Source organism: Umezakia ovalisporum Ak1311 (genome assembly GCF_029891685.1).
Taxonomy (GTDB): Bacteria; Cyanobacteriota; Cyanobacteriia; order Cyanobacteriales; family Nostocaceae; genus Umezakia; species Umezakia ovalisporum.
In genome coordinates, this window is record NZ_JANQDJ010000043.1 from 32,552 (window position 1) to 52,733 (window position 20,182).

Below are 20,182 nucleotides of genomic sequence, written 5' to 3' on the forward strand. Positions count from 1 at the left end.
ATAGTCATAAGTTCGGTATGGTATTGCTGGAAGTTGGTAATGTGATGATGAAACCATGAATAAAAAGGTGGAAGTTCTCCCAGATATCTCAGCCCTGGTGACCCGAGGGCTGGAAGTGATTATGTCCAAGTTGTCAACTGCTATTGAGCAACGGGGACAATTTACAATAGCCTTGGCTGGTGGTAGTACACCTAAGCCATTGTACGAAGCTATAGCTAGTCAAGACCTGCCTTGGAATAAAATTCATATCTTTTGGGGAGATGAACGTTATGTACCACCAAATCATCCCGATAGCAATGAACTGATGGCGCGGCGGGCGTGGTTGGATCGCGTTGATATTCCAGCCACTAACATTCACCCTGTGCCAACTTTGGACGGAGACCCCACCACATCATCTGCGAAATACGAACAGCATCTCCGCGATTTTTTTCATTGTTCCTCCAAGGAATTTCCCAGTTTAGATGTGGTACTACTAGGAATGGGTGATGATGCACATACCGCATCTTTGTTTCCTCACACCCCTGCTTTGAAGGTACGTGATCGGCTAATTACAGTGGGGAACAAAGACGAAAACCCTCGGATAACTTTCACATACCCATTTATTAACGCTGCTAGGAGTGTTATTTTTTTGGTTGCTGGTGTCAATAAACGGCCAGCTTTAGCTCAAGTCTTCGCAGCTGTAGGAGATGACTTCACTTATCCATCTCGGTTGATTCAACCCCAAGGCGAACTTTTGTGGCTACTAGATGCAGCAGCAGGTGGAGAACTCCCAGCTTAACTTTCCTATCAGGAGTGATGGTTAAAATCGGAAGCTAGAGTTGTGCACTGAGTGAACTTCATATGGGCAGGGGATGAAACCTGGTTTCTAGCTGTCGCATATGTAGTGACCTAGAAGTAGCTAAACTTCCTAGCAACTTTCATTTGTAGCATTGTCTCACAGCACAACAGTCTACAGAGCTTTTTTTGCTTGCCAACATTATTTTACGATGATCTTGAACAAAGGCTTAAATTGATGCTCGTCTGTCCTAATTGCAATCATCCCAATCCAGATGGCGCTGTCCAGTGTGAAGCTTGTTATACGCCGTTACCAACCATTAGTAACTGCCCCAATTGTGGCGCAACTGTACAGGCAGATGCTGCTTTCTGCGGTCAATGTGGTTATAATCTACACTCAAATGTTGCACCTGCTGTGCCCACATCTGCGCCAACAGTTGCACACACCATCTCAGTAGAAGTACCAGAATTAGTTCAACCTGAACCTCTCATACAAAGAGAGTATTCGGGAATTAACTCAGATACCAGCGCCAATCAACAGGTTGCTTCACCTCTACCACCAACAGCAATATCAATACCCCCAGCAGAAACAATAGCACCATCGGTGATAGCAGAAATTCCCGACCCTTCACTAACACCAACACCTATTTACGCCTCTCAACCCGTAGTTTCTCAGCCACAAGTACCAGTTCCTACCCCAGTAGTAGAAGAACCAGCACCCGTACCAACTCCTGTGTCATCTGCTTCTATGACGCAATTACAACAGATCACGGCACGATTATTCCACGTGCAAAGCGATCGCGAGATGGAATTGCCACAAGGTCTGTCTGTGATTCATATCGGCAAGCCCAATGACCGGATTCCTCCAGATGTGGACGTTTCAGGATTTTCCAGTTCGGAAATTGTCTCACGGATACATGCAGATATTCGTGTTGAAGGAGATTCTTACTTTATAGAAGATGTGGGCAGTTCCAATGGCACTTACATTAATAACTCGCCGTTATTACCAGGAAACCGACACCGTTTGAGACCAGGCGATCGCATCAGTCTGGGTAAAGGCGATTTGGTAACTTTTCTCTTTCGACTTACTTAACTGATTTTTTCCATCCTCCAGCAGCCTGATCACCTATCTTGGAGGATGAATAAATTATTGACATCAGACCTCCTCTGTAGTGCTTTAGTTCACAGCTTTCTTACCGGGGTGCAAAGGGCTGTATTGCAAAGCAATTGTACTAGTTATATAAGTAGATTAGGATGGATGAAACTAGACTCCAATATTTAGAGTGATTACCTTGGAGTTCAAGGTTGTGTGAGTGTTTACCACCAACTGAATTATTTATTTAGCTACAGTGCTAGATCTCTGGTAATTTCTGACCCTGGGCAAATGCAAAAGTATTTAATCTTACGTTACTGGTTATGAGGCCGATTGATGGCCATTGCCCAAGACGCAGTGTGGGAGGCAATGGCATTTTTTGTGATTTTATTCCAAATTTTCCGCTTTGCCTATCCTATGGAGTAATGGGTAAAAATGTCACATGGAAGTTTTTCTGCCTTTGTGGCCTCATGGCGACTCGAAAATTTCATTTGGACAAGAACGACCTTGTTCAATGTCGGAAATATTAGCAAAAGTTGTTTCAGCAATGTTTTGGAGAGCTTCTTCTGTAAAGAAGGCTTGATGTCCAGTAATCAATACATTGGGAAATGTTGTCAAACGTTGAAAAACATCATCCTGGATAATTTCACCAGATAAATCCTCAAAGAAGAAATCTGATTCTTGTTCGTAAACATCCACCCCTAGAAAGCCTATTTGGCGTGACTTTAATCCTTCAATAACTGCTTGAGTATCAATCAGCGCTCCCCGACTGGTATTGATTAACATCACCCTGGGCTTCATTTGCGCTATGACCTGGGCATTAATTAAATGATGAGTTTCAGGAGTTAAGGGGCAATGTAGGGAAATAATATCAGAGTTAGCAAATAGCTCAGGTAACTCTACATACTTCCCACCTACTTTCTCTAGTTCTGGGTTGCGATATAGGTCATAGGCGAGTATTTGACAGCCAAAACCCTTCATAATTTGTCCTAAAATCAGACCGATTTTGCCAGTGCCAATAATTCCTACTGTGCGACCATTCAAGTTAAATCCCAACAGTCCTGTGAGAGAAAAATTACTTTCTCGGACACGATTATGAGCAAAATGAATTTTGCGATTGAGAGTCAAAATCAATCCCACGGCATGTTCTGCTACTCCGTAGGGTGAATAGGCAGGAACACGCACAACTTTGATTCCCAAATCTGCTGCGGCCTGTAAGTCTACATTGTTAAATCCCGCGCACCTGAGAGCAATTAGGCGAGTTCCTCCCGAGGCAAGAATTTTTAAAGTTGGGGCATCAACTATATCATGCACAAATACACAAACACCCGGAAAGCTAGCGGCTAAAATGGCGGTTTTTTGATTTAACCTGGGTTCAAAAAAAACTAACTCGTGTTGAGGGGGATAATTTGCAGCCTCTAAAAACTGTCTATCGTAGGCCTTTGTACTGAATACTGCTACTTTCATTCAAACCTCAGGCTATATGCTGCATAATTTCTAAAATTATACAGAACTGTCCAGGGGCGCTCATACCTTGTATTACTTTCATTCAAAGACTTTCAGCTTAATTTACCCACCCCCACAGCTACAGCAAAATTTTAGAATCTACCAGAAAATTTAAACTTCAAGTCGCAATTACAAGGCTAAAGGTTAAAATCAATTCAGCCTTTGTATTGTAGAGGATGTGTCCCACATCACCAAGAGTGCGGTTCACTGCATAAATCCTGACTGTAAACGCCCTTATCCCCAACCTTGGGGAAACAAATTTTGTACCAGTTGTGGCGCGCTGCTACATCTGTTAGATCGTTATGTGCCACTTAAACCCCTGGGATCGGGAGGATTCGCCCAAATTTACACAGTTTGGGATGAAAAAACCAAGACGGAGAAAGTACTAAAAGTTTTGGTAGAAAATTCACCAAAAGCATTGGAGTTGTTTACGCAAGAAGCAGAGGTTTTAATTAAGTTGCGGCATCCGGGTGTTCCCTTGGTGGAATCTGATGGTTATTTCCAGGTAAATTTGCCCAATCCGAAACCGCGTGTATTAGCTTGTCTGGTGATGGAGAAAATTAACGGGCAGACTTTAGAAGAGGTACTAAAAAGTTATCCTCAAGGATGTCCGGAGGACTTGGTGTTAAATTGGTTTGCCCAGGCTGTAAAGATTTTAGAGGAATTACACAAACGCCAGATTATTCACCGGGACATTAAACCCTCTAATTTAATGTTGCGAACTCACTTGCCAACTTTACCGTTGAGTTCAGGAGAAAACAAGGTAGATTTGGTGTTGATTGATTTTGGTGGGGTAAAACAATTTAAGACCTCTAAACTAAGCCGAGAGTCAAGTTCAACTAAGTTATATTCTTCCGGTTACAGTCCCCCAGAACAAATGATTGGTGGTAATGTGGGGCCTGGGGCTGATTTTTATGCCCTCGGTCGGACGATGATTGAATTAATTACGGGTCAATATCCACCGGAGTTGGGAGATCCCCAAACTGGGGTTCTGCACTGGCGCAATCACATCCAGGTTAATCCCCAACTGGCAGATTTATTAGATGACATGGTACAGGAGGATATGCGATCGCGTCCGCTAAACGCCATAATGATTCAGAAACGCTTGAATAAGATTACCCGTAGATCTTCCCAGCGTAGTTTATTCTCGCAAATCAAGGATGCTGTTGAACAAGCTGCAATAACAGTTTCTGGTCAATTTACACTTTCAACACAGGCTCTTGAGCAAGCATTAAAGAATTTCATTAAAGCGGTAGCTAAAACAGTTATTTTTACTGCCAAGGTAATTTTCCAAATCTTACAAGCTTGTTTGGCGACAGTTTGGGCAATGCTATTAACTAGTGTTGGCAGTTGTATAGGTAGTACTATTGGTTCGATTGTAGCCTCTAGAACAGTACTAGTCCATCAAGTTGCCGAATATATTTCTCGTCAGCTACCTGAATTAGTGAACAATACTCCAGCTGTGATGGCGACAGAAATAATCATCTTTGTGGGCGCAGGCTTGGGAACTGCATGGGGACTGACAATATCGGGGTGTTTCGGTCAACGACGACGGTTCTTGGTAACGTCGGTTATGGGCATTATTAGCTATGGGTTGAGCTGGTTGGTTTTGCAATTCACCAGCAGCAAACATAGCGGTGAAGCATTATTGGCGGTAATTTTAGTAGCAGTTTTTCTACTTACGTTAACCTTAGATTTTCGTAGCCATCATATAGTTTATGCTGTGGTTGCGGCATTTGGCACTGCAACTATCTTCGCCATGTTATTTATGTTTGGCTTTCCAACCACCGTGTTTCAATTTTCTAGTCAGCCCCTATGGTCCGCGCTATACCTGCCCATGACTTTTTTCAGTTTAGTGAGCCTCTTTATGAGTTTTTGGTTAGGGGTGACTTATTACTTGATTGTTCCTGGTTTGCGGTTTATGGGTTGGCGCTAATTTCAAGAGTGGGTAGAGACGGAATTGGTCAGGTGTTTGAGAGCAGAAAATTTTTTGTTTTTTCGCCGTGCACAAATCAAGTCCCCCCAGCTTTTTTGATTTTAGCTAGGGGGACTACATATGTGGTAGTCTATAATTGGTTCACTATAGTTATTTACGAAAACCATTTTAAAGCATAAATCTAATTTTGTGTAGCCCCATAACTAAAATTTATAGGATTTTCACAAGTAATATGGTAAGATGTGGAGCGTGGAAAAAGCATATCGCTACGGTTTTGTGCGACCCGACAAGTCGCACATTTGATTTGAGAGAAATCTCCCAGGGCAGCCCTTCCCCCTGTCCTCACGTAAAAGGGCCTCTGACTCCACCTACATCAATAATAATAGTAAGCAATGAAATTAATGCAATGCAAGGTGCGAAAACCCAAATACAAGTAGCCTAAAACTCCTACAAAGGCAAGAGGAAAATTGCTCAGGGTTAACGAAAGTGAATCAACATAAGTTTCGTTAAGGGGACAAAGTGAAATTAGGCTGACACACCTTAACGAAAATAGTAAGTAGAACCGTTGTAAACGTGAATCGGTTTATCCATAGACTGGAAAACCATCAAGAAAAGGGCCACAAACCTAGCACTAACCAAGTACTGAGAAGACAGAAATATCCAACACGGTGGAACATACTGGTCTAAAGGTTCAAATTCGGCAGTTGTGAAATCCTCCCAAGAGGAAGAAACAGGAAGCCTGAATCGTGAGGTTTAGGAATTACTGCACTTTTTGGTCCGTGAGGATGTCAAGGGAACAAAGCCTGTAAACTAAAGTAAAGCAATGCTAACCCGTATTAAAGACTTAGCCACAAAATTAGCGCCGCGCTTAATTGAAATTCGTCGCCACATCCACTTGCACCCAGAACTGAGCGGACAGGAATACCAAACTTCTGCCTTTGTGGCTGGTGTGTTGTCTTCTACTGGTTTGCATGTAGAAGAAGGAATTGGTAAAACTGGCGTGATTGGAGAACTGCACAATACTGGCACAGATGAGCGTGTATTGGCAATTCGTACTGATATGGATGCTTTGCCGATTCAAGAACGAACAAAGTTAGAATATGCTTCTCGTATAGAAGGTGTCATGCACGCTTGCGGCCACGATGTTCACACCACAGTTGGCTTAGGAACAGCAATGGTACTGTCCCAAATAGCAGAGGAATTGGCCGGTAAGGTGCGGTTTTTATTTCAACCAGCCGAGGAAATTGCTCAGGGGGCAAGCTGGATGGTAAAAGATGGGGCTATGTCCCAGGTGACGGCGGTATTAGGTCTTCATGTTTTCCCTTCTATCCCCGCAGGGTCTATTGGTATCCGTTACGGCGCATTGACTGCGGCTGCTGATGATTTAGAGATTATCATTATCGGAGAATCTGGCCATGGGGCCCGTCCTCATGAAGCAATTGATGCCATTTGGATTGCTTCACAAGTGATTACTGCATTGCAACAAGCCATTAGCCGCACACAGAACCCCTTACGTCCTGTGGTGTTGAGTATAGGAAAGATTATGGGTGGCAGAGCGCCAAATGTGATTGCTGATCAAGTACAATTGTTGGGAACAGTGCGATCGCTTCATCCGGAAACCCGTTCTCAACTCCCAAACTGGATTGAAAATATTGTGGCTAATGTTTGCCATTCCTACGGAGCACGTTATCGAATTAATTATCGTCAAGGTGTGCCCAGTGTGCAGAATGATTATGCCATGACCCAGTTGTTACAATCATCGGCAGAAGAAGCTTGGGGTAGCGAACACGTCCAAGTTTTACCCGAACCTTCTCTGGGGGCTGAAGATTTTTCTGTATATTTAGAACAGGCCCCTGGTTCTATGTTTCGCTTGGGTGTAGGTTACAAAGATAGAATTATTAATCACCCATTACACCATCCAGAATTTGAAGTTGATGAATCTGCGATTATTATCGGGGTTGTCACTATGGCTTATGCTGCTTATAAGTATTGGCAACAAAAATAACGGTGCTAATAACAATCTGACATGAAATTAACTGGAGCGAGGTAGCCCCTAAATTCTATTTAAGGGGGTTAGCCCCAGGGGAATAAATTCCCCTGGTAGGAAAAAAGCTAGATCCAAATTTGTTAGAAAGCAGTTAAGAACAAGTAGACAAAAAATTGAACAGGCAAAGAAACTCGCGGTGTGATTAGTTCTTCCTAAATGAGTAGATCGGATTGTGAAAAAATCTCTATCAACTGGTACTCATATTTGTATTTGTGGATGTTGTGGAAAGAAAATTTCAGCAAGTTAGGACGTAGATTACACAATCCCCGACCTAATGGTACGGGGATTGTCAATTCACCCTAATTGGCATATGCAAGGTGACTTAGTTAAACATTAACTCCGGTCTTAGTACCTCCCAATCTTTCTTGAATTCTACTCTTAGCGGCTTTAAATTGTGTCGCCAGTTCTTCTGTTTGTTGAGTACTCAAGTTATTGCGAATCGACGCAAACATCGTGCTTTCTTCTTGACGAATATGATCGCCGACAATATCCATCAAGTTTCTAACTTTGTCTTTGAATTCAGGAGTAGATGGGCTAATAGCGCGGATTTCCTCTAACAACCGTTTCATTTGAGCTTGTTCGTCATAAAGTTCTTGGGTATTGCTATCACCGTAGAAAGAACGTACTCTGGGATATACCACTTCTTCTTCAGCTTCAGCATGAGCTGTTAGGTCTTTGTAGATTTGCCCGAAATATTCTTGAATCTTTTGTGGATCGTTGCTTTGTAGTAATTCTGTAAACAGGATATTTACCTTATTGTGATCCATACGAATCACATCCTGGATGTTCATATCCTTTTTGTCGGTGGTTTGAGTAACAGCACTACCTAGTGCGCCACTAAAAGTAGCGATAGCATCTTGAACTCGTCCCCAAATTCCTTGGTCTGCATCTTGTCCGGTAAGTTCACGCACACCCAAAATTTCTAGAATGCCTTTGAGTTGTTCTTGGTGAGCGCGGTTTTCAAAGTTAACGGTATTTAAAGGAGTAATTGCTGCCATTACGTCTGCGCCAACTTTTTGAGCGGCTTTGTGAATTACCACACCAGACATTACTTGTTGATGTTTTAACAATTCATGCTGAAAGATTTTTTCATAAAAGCTCAATTTAGAGTCTCGCATCAATTGACGGATTTTATCACACATTTCTTGAACTGTTTGTCCTGGATCTTTTTGGATACCATACTGCACAATTGTAGTTTCCACAACGCCCAGATTTTTCCGGTCATCTTCTAGCATTTTCCGCAGACGATCAGAAATTTCAGCATCAGTTGACAATCTCAAAAACAGTTCATCATTTTCAATGATTAACTGTTGAATTAATTTCAGATTTGCCAATTTTATGGCTATAGCATTTCGTTTTGTATCATCTAATGTGGTTACCATGTTTAGTTCTCCTCTGAAAATTGTTCGTATTATTATTAGAGGATGTCTAAGAAGTTAAGTTTCATTCTTTCCTAAGGATGAGCGATGGCAGAACACCATACAGACAAAGGACAGAGAAGCTTCCCCAAGAGAAAACTAAACCACCTCTGTGGGTTGCAAAACCTTGATTTGAATTTTAACTTAGTCCCTAGGGGGGACTTTTTTTGTGTAGTGGCGAATATAATTCGCCGAAAAGTTTTCAGATATCCTCTTACTTTGTTTCAGCGTGACACACCATTTAGGTAAATTCCATCTTTCTTTTGAATGATGGTTTGGGTAACTCTGGATATAAAATTTAGATATTTATCACTGATGATTTTCTCCTTCTCCTTGGCAAAAGATAACTGTATAAATTGGATTACTTCCCGGGGTAGATAAAAATTTTAGGCAATTTTTATAAATTAACTTAAGAGTAATTAAATAAAAGTTGAGATAAAAATCCCACATCATCCTAGATATAAAGAAGAACCATTGAATAAATTTCGATAGCAGTTTGCCAACATTTCTTCAACTAATTTCTTCTAGCTAAAAAAGCACAAGTGTTGAATCCTGCAATAAGAATTTACAATTTTTGCGTTTTACCCAAATAAAGTTCATTGTCTATTAAGAATAGAGTCATTAATTGCTCAAATTTTGTATCACCGACGCAGAACTTGGACAGTCAAAATTTCTGCTAAAAAAGGATAATCAATAATGGAAACCACAGGTACAGAATCCAATTCCACACCTTTCCCAAATATCCCACCAATTATTGAAAGTGACGATAGAGAGTATCGGGATAGCGGTGTAGCCAGCACAGTGGCCATCGCGGGACATCCTTTACACCCCCTGACCATGATTTTTCCCATTGCTTTTTTAGCTGGTGCATTGGGAAGTGACTTCGGCTATTGGTTAACTGAGGATTTTTTCTGGGCTAGAGCGTCGCTATGGTTAATTGGATTGGGACTTCTAGGAGGTATCATTGCCGCAATAACCGGAATGAGTGACTTTTTGAGAATTGAACGTGTTCGCAAACGCACTGCTGGCTGGACGCATTTGATTCTCAATGTAACGATTTTAATTTTCACAGCCTTTAACTTGATTCTCCGTTTAGGAAATCCTGAAGCACGAATATTACCTTGGGGATTCTTTTTGTCTCTGGTTGTGGGAACGCTAACTAGCATTACTGGTTGGTTTGGGGCTGAACTTTCCTATCGACATAAAATTGGAGTGGTAGGTGCTGGTAGTAGAAGGTATCCGTAGATGTGACATAACTAAATTCCCCATAGCTAGTTTAAAGAATTATGTGTTTTCATTCAGCAAAATTTTTATCTTGTCTAATGCTTATATATCTAGGCTGAGATTTAACTCGTTCCATCCAAGCTTGAATAGCGGGAAATTTGCTCAAATCAAAACCACCTTCATCAGCCACGTGAGTATAGGCAAACAAGGCAATATCAGCAATTGTATAACGGTGACTGACAAAAAAATCGTGAGTAATTAAATGATTTTCCATCACCTTTAGTGCTGCATAACCTGGTTCACGTTTTTGCTCTATAGCTGTGTGATATTCCTTGGCTTGACCTAAAATAGAAATCCAAAATCTTGATGTAGCTATAAAAGGTTCATGGCTATATTGTTCAAAAAATAACCATTGCAATACTTGTGCCCTCAAAAAGCGATCATATGGTAGAAATTCTGTCCCTTCACTCAAATACACTAATATGGCATTTGATTCCGCCAAATATTGTCCAGTGTTAATTTCCAGAACTGGTATTTTCCCGTTGGGATTTTTGCTCAAAAACTCTGGTGTGCGACTTTCTCCTTTCAAAATATTAATGTTTATTCTCTGAAATGGCATACCGATTTGTGTCAATAAAAGTCGGATCTTGTAACTATTACCAGATGGTAAAAAATCATACAATTGTAGAGTTTTCATTTGAAAAAATATAAGAATCAATATTGGGGTAAGTGATGGGCTAAAATACAATATATTACAAACCAAAATTTATAAAACAGGATAATTTTATGTATTTTCAGTGTATGCATATAAGAATTTAAAAAAATAAAAAATATAAACAATACTATTACTTATTTCCTATATGAAAAATTTTAAATATGGTCAGTATGGAAAATAAAAGTAGGTCTAGAAAATTTACCTAAAAACAATAATAATAGTGATGCCACAAAGTAACGGTTGACAGCCAGATGAATTGTTGGCTAAAAAAGAGACACCTCATAGGGAAAGCTTAAAGGTGAGGAAATTATATCTTGTACAATTTTAACAACTGTAGCCAATGAATTAGTTCCACTAATTGTGATTCCACAAGATTACAATTTGTGGCCAAATCCCCAAATACAAACACGTGAACCACAACAGCAGCTATTGTGTTGATATCCTGCTAAACTAATGAGTGAACAAACCTCCACAGAATAGCTTTAACAAGATGGGCGTAAGTACCCAACCAAAGGATTCTATTTTTCAACAATAGCAACTGCTCTTTGATGAGTGGGATAGATGGGGAATTGCCAAATATTTCGTCTGGATACTTTACTAGAAAATTTGGCTCGTAGTAATATATTTCCATCTTACTTAGTGAAAAGAACTTAGTTCCTGACAATATCTTTTCAGCCAATTCATGCACAACCATAGAGGCAAATATGCCAAGAACACAAAAAAACGATAATTTTATTGACAAATCCTTTACAGTGATGGCGGATCTGATCCTCAAACTTCTGCCAGCCAACAAAAAAGCTAAAGAAGCATTTGTGTATTACCGAGATGGGATGTCAGCCCAAGCAGAAGGAGAATATGCTGAAGCGTTAGACTACTACGAAGAAGCCCTGACCCTTGAGGAAGACAGTAATGATCGCAGTTATATTCACTACAATATGGGGCTAATTTATGCCAGTAATGGTGACCATGATAAGGCTTTAGAAATGTATCACAAAGCAATTCAATTGAATCCACGTTTACCCCAAGCCTTGAATAACATCGCCGTAATCTACCATTACCAAGGAGAAAAGGCAAAAGAGTCCGGGGATAATGACGCAGGCGAAGCTCTGTTTGACCAAGCAGCAGATTATTGGATTAGAGCTATTCGTATGGCTCCTAATAACTACATCGAAGCTCAAAATTGGTTAAAAACTACTGGACGTATGCAAATTGACGTATTCTTTTAATCGGTGGTTGGTATTAAGTAATTACTAATCATTGGGCTTAATCAAGAACCCCACCCCGCAAGGGAGGTTAAGCTGTCTACACAAGCCCTAAATTTTTTGCCTAGTTTTATCACAGCCTGGATATTGGGGTGTATCATGGACAACCCTACAAAATAGAATTTTCACTGATGACATCATTTGTGTTTACATCATAGGCGAGAGAAGAGGGAGCAAACTGTAGCTTTGACGGGGTTGGGTTTTCCCTAAAATTGACCATAAGTATGAAAATTAAGAGTTGAGTAACTATGATTGACCGTGAACAAGTGCAAAAAGTAGCTCTTTTGGCTCGTTTAGAATTGACACCAGAAGAAGAACAGCAATTCACCAAGCAGCTGGGAAGTATTCTGGATTATGTCGAACAATTGAATGAAGTAGATGTGAGTAATGTTTCTCCCACAACAAGGGCGATTGATGTTAGTAATGTGACTCGAAAAGATGAGTTGCAGCCATATCCTGAACGAGAAGCCATTCTTAATAGTGCGCCTGAACAAGAAGGAGAATTCTTCAAAGTACCAAAAATTCTCCACACTAATGAGTAGAGATAATTAGCAGAAAAATGAGAAACACATAGGTTTGGGAATGTTCAAGGATGGTCAGTGGATATCAAGAGGAGAGCAAGAAGGGTCACAATTTAACACCCCCAAGGCTAGAAGCAGGTGGGAGCGTCAAAAAAGTTAACCCAATGTTAACTAGACCCCCATTGTGCCGAAAGGGCCTGTAATTGATTTCAATGCACCTCACAACCGAGGGAACGTTGGTACAAGTTTTGCGGTGGGTTAGGCTAAAGCAATAACACACCTTCTCTGGACTAGTCCTCACACCTTACTCAGTCAGGAAGCAGCTTTTGTAGTGTGGCGGTGAAGTCAGGGTAGGAAATGGCCGCTGCTTCTGCACGGTGAATGGTGGTGATCCCGGTAGCAACTAGAGATGCGATGGCTAGACTCATAGCAATGCGATGATCTGTATAACTATCTACATCAGTACCCACTAACTGAGTTCCACCAGTAATTTCCATACCGTCGGGTAATTCACTGACTTTCGCTCCCATTTTATTGAGTTGCTGGGCCATCACAGTAATGCGATCGCTTTCTTTAACTCGCAATTCAGCTGCGTCGCGAATAATGGTTATGCCTTCGGCAAATACTGCGGCCACTGCTAAGATAGGGATTTCATCAATCATTCTAGGGATTATATCCCCAGCAATGGTGCAGCTTTTTAAACCACTGGAACGTACCCTTAAATCTGCCACTGGTTCCCCCGCGACTTCCCGCTGATTTTCTAGTTGAATATCAGCTCCCATCATTGCTAAAGCATCTAATATTCCCGTACGGGTGGGATTAACACCGACGTTTTCCACTATTAATTCAGAACCGGGTACAATTGCCCCAGCTACTAACCAAAAAGCCGCTGAACTGATATCCCCAGGGACAATGACTTTTTGCCCACACAGTTGAGCCGGGCCGATGACGGTGACGCTATTGGTTTCTGGATCAATACTGAGTTCCGCACCAAAAGCCCGTAACATGCGTTCGCTGTGGTCACGAGAAAGGGAGGGTTCTGTGACAGTGGTTTTTCCTTCTGTTAGTAGACCCGCAAGTAATATGCAGGATTTAACTTGGGCAGAGGCGATGGGAGAATGATAATGAGTCGGTTTCAGGACTTGTCCTTGAATTGCTAAGGGTGCTAAAGAATTGCCTTTACGTCCCCAAATTTCTGCTCCCATTTGTTGCAAAGGTTTCACCACACGGGACATAGGACGCCATCGCAAAGAACTATCGCCGGTGACAGTAAAAAAACGCCCTGGATGTGATGCTAAAAGCCCTAACATCAGTCTGAGTGTAGTACCAGAGTTACCAGCATTCAAAACATCCACTGGTTCTTGCAATTGTCCCAAACCAATACCCTGAACCCTGACTAAGTTGCTGTTCAGTTCCGAAATTTCGGCTCCCATAGCTTGAAAACAGCTTGCAGTGCTGCGGGGGTCTTCCCCTAACAGCAGTCCTTGGATTTGGGTTTCACCTTGGGCGATCGCGCCCAACATTAAAGCCCGGTGTGATATGGATTTATCACCTGGTACACGGATACAACCCTGTAAACATAGCCCAGCAGAGGGGCGCTGGATAATTAACTTGTGAGAAAGGTCTTTTTGAGTTTCTACAGTTATGACAGAAGCCGACATGAGGTTACACTGGCTCTTGAATACACCGGAAGTTTATCAGCGACTAAATTTGCCACTATTGGAAACTTCCTGCCTAGTATACTATCGCTTTTTGTTCGCGTAAATTTGCCACAATCCACCAAATATATGACAGATCTTCACGTGATAGTTTTTCATCTTGCAGAAAACAGTCCGAGGGGTCTTGTATTTTTTGGAACTGTTCTTAGAAAGAATGCCACAAAAAATTTTACATACTGCACCTTAAAAAGTATTTAAATTTATAATCTTTTATTGCTTTTTATGTTGATTTATTTGCTTACCAAATCAGCATCTTCAGTTAATATTAGGGATGTTTTACTATTTACCGGTTGTTTCTGATTGCTAAAAAACTGGTGTTAATTTCATTTTGTTCAATAGATTTTAGCCCCTATCGCTCCCATGCTGACCCATCACCGTAAGCCCGTGTGTTTATCACTCATTTCAACTGACCTGCCATTCTGGTCTGTTGTTGAAACTGCGGGAACATTGTATCAAAAAGACACTGAACGATTCCATTTACTGTTGACAGAACCGCCGCTAGTTAAGCCTAAAGTGGCAAATTCTTTGAATTTAGAAAACATCTGTGCCGAAAATCAAAGCAACACTAAAGCCCCCAGGAGTCCCAGAATTTTGTGGTTGGAGATTTCCCCATATCGGATTATCATGACCATGCAAGGTAACGAGCAAGTTAGTTATCGCCATTTCTGGGAACAAGGAGTTTATGGCGTGAGCCGTTACTGGTTACCCACTGAGTCAGTGCAACCTTATAATCCCATTCGGTTACGAAATTTTACAAAAACTTTGTCACTTAATGGACATCACTGGCCAGAACATTTGCGCCTGGAATACGAATTGTGGGCAGAAAACGTCCAACTAGGAATGTACATCCTCAATCTGGAAATTAAACACTAGTCATCAGTTTTTCTGGGAGTGGGAATTGGGGTATGGGGACTAGGAAAGAGTTTACCTCATATTTGATCCCCCCATCCCCAATGTTTATTGCCCAAAATAACTGGGTTCGTTACCAGGTTTCCATTTGATATTGCAACCAATACTGGGCTTTTGCTCACCTGCCACAGGTTTATCCCCTAGCACTGCCGCAATGGCAAGGCGTAAATCTGCACCCGTTACCGGTTTGTCATTGCTAGGACGGCTATCATCCAATTGCCCTCGATAGGCGAGGCGGCGTTCTGCGTCAAATACAAAAAAATCAGGTGTGCAAGCTGCTGTATAAGCTTTTGCTGTTTCCTGAGTTTCGTCGTTACACAAGGGGAACTTAAAATCCAGTTCTGTTGCCATTGCTTTTAAAGATTCTGGCGCATCATCTGGATATTTTTCCGCGTCATTGGCGCTGATGGCCACGATTCCTAAATCACTAGAGAAATAATCTTTTCCTAAACGAGCTAATTCTGCTTGGATATGTTTGACAAATGGGCAATGCCGACAAATAAACATGACCAACAATGCTTTTTTATCAGCAAAAGTGGCCAGGGAAATTGTTTCTCCGGATACCACTTCTGTTAGATGAAAATCTGGCGCTTGCGTGCCTAATGGCAACATTGTAGAAGCAGTTAAAACCATAAAAAATGCTGATTAGGGTAATGGGGAGTAGGCAGTAAGGAAAAATTCTTAATTCCTAGCTCCTTTTGTCTCTGTTATTACTGTACCCATTACAGCAGATTTCGTCCTTGTGAACTACAAATCATAATCATGAAAATCTTGTGGGGTGGGCATCTTACTCGCTAATAATGTACATCACCACAACGGAAAGTGCTATATTGATCAGTACTCATGAAGTTAGAGACAGGAAATATCCTGTCTCTACATTTGTTAAAAATTATTTGTAAAGATTAGTTTTTATAATTGGGCTAAAAGACCGAAAATGCCGTGCCCTGTGAAAACTTCTAGTGCAATCAAAGAGATAAAACCAATCATTGCCAAACGACCGTTGATTAATTCAGCGTAGGGAGTAAATCCAGTCCGATCGCCTTGCTCATCTACATAAACTTTTGGTTCAATGGCAAAGGCGTTCATTAGACCGTGGTCGTCAACAATGCCTGAGGTGTTACGCATGTAGTTTTTCCTGTCTTTTTTATTATGTAAACAACTGTAACAAAAATAATAATTTTTGTAAAGTATCTGTGCGGACATAGGTTCGACTACAGTCATAGAGGGAAGTGGATATGCCCTCAGTACTTCGACTTCCCTTAATAAGCATAGAAATTAAATGCGTAACAGCTTATGAGTTGGGTGGATCCCTTAAAAGACGGAAAAAGTAGAATAGAGCTTATTGCTGCACTGGGAAGCGACTTAGACATTGTTAATGATGCCAGGGCAAGCTTCGAGAAAACTGCCACAGAGCTAAGTGATAAAGATATTAAGCTAATTTATTACTTAATCAAGCACGAACATACAAGTCCTTTTCGGGGAACTGTCTTCAAATTTAAAGTCAAAGCTCCTCTGTTTGTTTGTCGCCAATGGTGGAAACACGTGATTGCCAGCAATCATAATGATGAGCAACTAGGATGGAATGAGAAAAGCTTTCGATATGTTGAAATTGATGATAGTAGTGAATTTTATATTCCTAAAATTTTTCGCCAACAATCAAAGAACAACAAACAAGCTACTGAAGGTCAATTGGCTGAAAATACTAATCAGAAAGCAATAGCAATTTATACTCAACAATGCCAAACTAGCTATGAGGCCTATCGTACTCTTCTAGAGTTAGGAGTAGGGAGAGAACAGGCTCGTGGTGTATTAGTTCCTTCAGTATACACTTCTTGGGTCTGGACGGTTTCCCTGCAAGCTGTTTTGCACTTTATAGGACTGCGCCGTGGGGCTGGAGCACAAAGTGAGATTGGGGCTTATGCTCAAGCCATAACTTCCCTGATTAAACCGATAGTTCCTGTTTCAATAGAAGCGTGGGAAACTCACCATAATCATCTTTGAGTAGAATCAGGAATAATCTTACTCATCCTTGATATGCTCCTTTCGACTTCCCTCAGGGAGCGCGAGGGATCTGAGTGATTATGGTTATCAGTTTAATCGAAAGTGCCACCATGTCAGCTTGCTAACCTGCTTTAATGTGTTCCATTAAATATTGCTGTTCTTAAATGCAAAGGGGCGCAATTATATTTAGCAACCCTTGCACATATTCCTAAGCCAGTAAAATTTAATGTTAATCATGACTTTTTAACAATGCTACGGGAAAGTGCTTGAGGGCTTCGCCTATTAACATGGTTTTATCAGTGTAGAGTGTTTGCTGAGTGATGGTGTTTTGCCAAAGTGACGGCGCTGCCGGTGGTAAGTGAATATATGTATCATCCCAGACTTGTATGTCTAGGGGATATTCTCCAGGTTCAATTAAGCTAGTAAAAAAGCGGGGTGCTATGGTAATTATTGTCTGATTACTATGAATCCTAGCGAAGGCAATAATATGATCTGAATATTTTCCCTTAGCTTCTAATGGTAGGTAGTCACCTTGTTGAAAAACTGTTAAATTTTCTTTTCTGGCTTTTAAGGCTTGGACAATCACAAACAGCTTGATTCTACTATCTTCTTTAGTTGCTAATAGTTCATCTACGAATTTTAAAATATCTTCCTGGGACTGTTTTTTAATGACTTTGAGGTGAGATTGTCTTATTTGAAAATCAACGGGACGACGATTATCAGGGTCAACCATGCTGAAGTCCCAAAGATCAGTTCCTTGATAAAAATCTGGAACTCCAGGAGAGGTGATTTTTAATAAAGTCTGAGATAAAGAATTAAAAATCCCATAGTAGGCTACCCGTTTTTGAAAGGGTAGAAATTCCTGTAAAAATTGATTTTGATCTGAATTTTCCAAAACTGCAGCCACAAATTTAGTTAAGGCTTGTTCATAAGTTGCATTCGGTCTTAGCCAGGCTGTGTAGACTTTAGCTTCTCTAACAGCTTTGAGAACATAATCTTGAATGCGTTGGCAAAAGTCACTATACTCATGTTCAAAAAATGGAAATGCACCTATGAGCATCTGATAAAACTGATACTCATCATTTGTATCTGGCATGGGTAAACTTTTACTTACACTTGTTTTATGAACACGGTTAATTTCATAAAATGCGTAAACTTGTTTTTGCCACTCTTCAGGAATTTCTGACAAAACATTTAATCTGGCTCGGATATCTTCACCTCTTTTAGTATCATGGGTTGAAGTAGTATTCATTGAGTGTAGCCAACGGTTTTTTCTGTGTTGATTAAAGTTGTGAAAATCAGTAATACTTATGCCAAAATTATCAGGGTTTCCACCAACCTCATTTAAGGAAATAAAGCGGTTATAAACGTATAATGCTGTGTCTTCTACTCCTTTGGCCATTAATGGGCCTGTATATTGTTGTAATCGCATGACAAAATAAAGCCATTGCTCTTGATCCTCCGTTGTCAGAGAATGTTCATATTCCAGTAATAAGAGTTTTTCAATAAAATTTAATTCATGGTGTAGTAGGGGAAGATGTGATTTTGCTTGTTGAATTACATCCTGAATATATCGACGATCTGCGGGTAAGATACCGTTTTGATTTGTGTAAGTGCGATAAATGGGAAATAAAGTCAACACTTCTGCAAGGGCTCGTTTTAATCCATTAATGGTAAAGTCATTGCCATAACGATGTCTACTGGCTATTTTTTTTAATATATAAGTTAAATTATCAACATCTCCGGCTAAATTTCTTTCTAAAATTAAATGCTTTTTATCAATAGCAAGTTGCTCATAAGCTGTTCTAAATCCTGTTACATTCCAGTAAATTTGAGTAAATTCTTTTTCCTTTGCAGTTTGACAAAAAATGCCATTGAGATAATTTAAGAAATCATAACCTGTAGTACCCTGAATTGACCAGTGGTTAGGTAAATCTTCCCCTGAATGCAAAATCTTTTCCACAGTGATGTATGTATCACCTGTTTTTTGTCTCAATGTCTGTAAATACTGGCTAGGGTTATACAGTCCATCAATGTGGTCAATTCGTAAGCCAGTAATTTGATTTTCTTTGACTAACTTCATAGCCAAAGCGTGGGTGTGGCAAAAGACTTGATAATTTTCGATATTCAAAGATATTAATTCATTAATGGTAAAAAATCTCCTGTAATTAATTTCTTCTGCCCCAACTTTCCAAAAAGCAAGACGGAAAAACTGTTCAGAAAGTAAATTATCTAAAAGGTTAAAGGTATCTGGTTTACCTGGTTCACCATTAAAAATTCGCAAATTTTCATCAATAAATCCTTGGATGTTTGTATTATCTGTATAAATTTCCCACAACAATCCTTTCACGAAATTAACTTGGTCTTGTCTTTCTTTTGGTGTGACATCAGCAGGTATATGTTTTACCATATAAAGGATGCCAAGTAATCTGACAAATATGGGATTATTTCTCCCTAATATTTTAGATAATTTGCCTATATTATAATTTAGAAATATAGCGTAAGATTCTAATTTTATGGGAAATCGCAAATCGTAATAATTGACACTCAAACCGTGTTGGTCATATTTGAGTTTAATTTCCCCATTTTCTAAAGAAGCACCATAAAAGTTGCCCAGTAAAGGTGCTAAAACTGGTTGTTGACTATCACCAAATCCGTTGATTATGGCATTATTCCAGGCAATGTCAAAGTAGTTAGCATAAACAGAATTAACACCATTTTCTAAAACATCCATCAAATATTGATTTTGGCTATCATAAGCCATGTGGTTGGGGACAATATCTTGTAACCACCCCATATGATGCTGTTTTATTTGTTGAACTAAAGTGCTAAAATCTTCTTGTGTTCCTAATTCTGGGTTTAGTTGATTAGGGTCAACTATATCATAGCCGTGAGTACTACCTATTCTTGCTTTAAATATTGGTGAGGCGTAAAGGTCAGAAATGCCTAATTCATCCAGATAATTGATAATTTTTTTAGCTTCATTAAAACCAAATTTGGAATTAAATTGAATGCGATAAGTAGCTGTGGGAATTCGCATAGGGAAACTAACTCCTTG

16 protein-coding genes and 1 pseudogene are annotated in these 20,182 nt (G+C 40.3%); 10 read left to right on the top strand and 7 right to left on the bottom strand.

Going from position 1 to position 20,182, the window contains the following annotated elements; translation table 11 throughout:
• The first annotated feature begins 55 nt into the window (after nt 1–55).
• The 3 genes and pseudogenes from pgl to NWP25_RS18665 form a co-directional block, all read left to right on the top strand.
• Nucleotides 56–778, top strand: a complete 723-nt coding sequence (gene pgl, locus NWP25_RS07395; protein WP_280699100.1) for a 6-phosphogluconolactonase — start codon at nt 56–58, stop codon at nt 776–778.
• A 234-nt stretch (nt 779–1,012) separates the two neighbouring features.
• Nucleotides 1,013–1,867 (top strand): FHA domain-containing protein, encoded by an 855-nt coding sequence (locus NWP25_RS07400; RefSeq protein WP_280699102.1) that lies wholly within the window; start codon nt 1,013–1,015, stop codon nt 1,865–1,867.
• 195 nt (nt 1,868–2,062) lie between these two features.
• A pseudogene (locus tag NWP25_RS18665) lies at nt 2,063–2,293 on the top strand (hypothetical protein); the annotation flags it as partial.
• 42 nt (nt 2,294–2,335) lie between these two features.
• Here NWP25_RS18665 and NWP25_RS07410 read toward each other — a convergent pair.
• Nucleotides 2,336–3,334 carry a 2-hydroxyacid dehydrogenase gene (locus NWP25_RS07410; RefSeq protein WP_280650215.1) on the bottom strand — a complete coding sequence of 333 codons (999 nt, stop codon included), beginning with the start codon at nt 3,332–3,334 and terminating at the stop codon, nt 2,336–2,338.
• A gap of 217 nt (nt 3,335–3,551) precedes the next feature.
• Here NWP25_RS07410 and NWP25_RS07415 point away from each other — a divergent pair, with 217 nt between their 5' ends.
• Both NWP25_RS07415 and NWP25_RS07420 read left to right on the top strand, forming a co-directional pair.
• Nucleotides 3,552–5,309, top strand: a complete 1,758-nt coding sequence (locus NWP25_RS07415) for a bifunctional serine/threonine protein kinase/MFS transporter (protein WP_280650214.1) — start codon at nt 3,552–3,554, stop codon at nt 5,307–5,309.
• 823 nt (nt 5,310–6,132) lie between these two features.
• Nucleotides 6,133–7,314, top strand: coding sequence for a M20 family metallopeptidase (locus NWP25_RS07420; RefSeq protein ID WP_280650213.1), 1,182 nt, complete (start codon nt 6,133–6,135; stop codon nt 7,312–7,314).
• Between the two features lie 368 nt (nt 7,315–7,682).
• Here NWP25_RS07420 and NWP25_RS07425 read toward each other — a convergent pair whose 3' ends face one another.
• Complete coding sequence (locus NWP25_RS07425) at nt 7,683–8,738, bottom strand: hemerythrin domain-containing protein (protein ID WP_280650212.1); 1,056 nt, start codon at nt 8,736–8,738, stop codon at nt 7,683–7,685.
• Nucleotides 8,739–9,470: 732 nt separating this feature from the next.
• On the opposite strand from NWP25_RS07425, the gene NWP25_RS07430 reads away from it, so the two are divergent.
• Nucleotides 9,471–10,019: a DUF2231 domain-containing protein gene (locus NWP25_RS07430; RefSeq protein WP_280650211.1), complete on the top strand. Its 549-nt coding sequence runs from the start codon at nt 9,471–9,473 to the stop codon at nt 10,017–10,019.
• A 49-nt stretch (nt 10,020–10,068) separates the two neighbouring features.
• On the opposite strand, the gene NWP25_RS07435 is transcribed toward NWP25_RS07430, so the two are convergent.
• Nucleotides 10,069–10,695, bottom strand: coding sequence for a glutathione S-transferase family protein (locus tag NWP25_RS07435; RefSeq protein WP_280650210.1), 627 nt, complete (start codon nt 10,693–10,695; stop codon nt 10,069–10,071).
• Between the two features lie 722 nt (nt 10,696–11,417).
• Between NWP25_RS07435 and NWP25_RS07440 the strand changes: the two genes are divergently transcribed.
• Both NWP25_RS07440 and gatC read left to right on the top strand, forming a co-directional pair.
• The gene (locus NWP25_RS07440; RefSeq protein WP_280650209.1) at nt 11,418–11,939 is read left to right on the top strand and encodes a photosystem I assembly protein Ycf3; all 522 of its coding nucleotides are present in this window, start codon (nt 11,418–11,420) and stop codon (nt 11,937–11,939) included.
• Between the two features lie 284 nt (nt 11,940–12,223).
• Entirely contained in the window at nt 12,224–12,517 is a 294-nt protein-coding gene (gatC, locus tag NWP25_RS07445; RefSeq protein WP_280650208.1) for an Asp-tRNA(Asn)/Glu-tRNA(Gln) amidotransferase subunit GatC, read from the top strand.
• Nucleotides 12,518–12,804: 287 nt separating this feature from the next.
• Here gatC and aroA read toward each other — a convergent pair whose 3' ends face one another.
• Complete coding sequence (gene aroA / locus NWP25_RS07450) at nt 12,805–14,157, bottom strand: 3-phosphoshikimate 1-carboxyvinyltransferase (protein ID WP_280699103.1); 1,353 nt, start codon at nt 14,155–14,157, stop codon at nt 12,805–12,807.
• 417 nt (nt 14,158–14,574) lie between these two features.
• Here aroA and NWP25_RS07455 point away from each other — a divergent pair, with 417 nt between their 5' ends.
• Nucleotides 14,575–15,087: a hypothetical protein gene (locus NWP25_RS07455; RefSeq protein ID WP_280650206.1), complete on the top strand. Its 513-nt coding sequence runs from the start codon at nt 14,575–14,577 to the stop codon at nt 15,085–15,087.
• Between the two features lie 84 nt (nt 15,088–15,171).
• Here NWP25_RS07455 and NWP25_RS07460 read toward each other — a convergent pair whose 3' ends face one another.
• Together NWP25_RS07460 and NWP25_RS07465 are read right to left on the bottom strand one after the other, a co-directional pair.
• Nucleotides 15,172–15,756, bottom strand: a complete 585-nt coding sequence (locus tag NWP25_RS07460) for a thioredoxin family protein (protein ID WP_280650205.1) — start codon at nt 15,754–15,756, stop codon at nt 15,172–15,174.
• Nucleotides 15,757–16,032: 276 nt separating this feature from the next.
• Nucleotides 16,033–16,248: a chlorophyll a/b-binding protein gene (locus NWP25_RS07465; protein ID WP_280650204.1), complete on the bottom strand. Its 216-nt coding sequence runs from the start codon at nt 16,246–16,248 to the stop codon at nt 16,033–16,035.
• Between the two features lie 168 nt (nt 16,249–16,416).
• Here NWP25_RS07465 and thyX point away from each other — a divergent pair, with 168 nt between their 5' ends.
• On the top strand, nt 16,417–17,124 hold the full coding sequence (gene thyX, locus NWP25_RS07470; protein WP_280699104.1) for an FAD-dependent thymidylate synthase: 708 nt from the start codon (nt 16,417–16,419) through the stop codon (nt 17,122–17,124).
• 229 nt (nt 17,125–17,353) lie between these two features.
• On the opposite strand, the gene treY is transcribed toward thyX, so the two are convergent.
• On the bottom strand, nt 17,354–20,164 hold the full coding sequence (gene treY / locus NWP25_RS07475) for a malto-oligosyltrehalose synthase (protein WP_280649716.1): 2,811 nt from the start codon (nt 20,162–20,164) through the stop codon (nt 17,354–17,356).
• Between the last annotated feature and the right edge of the window lie 18 nt (nt 20,165–20,182).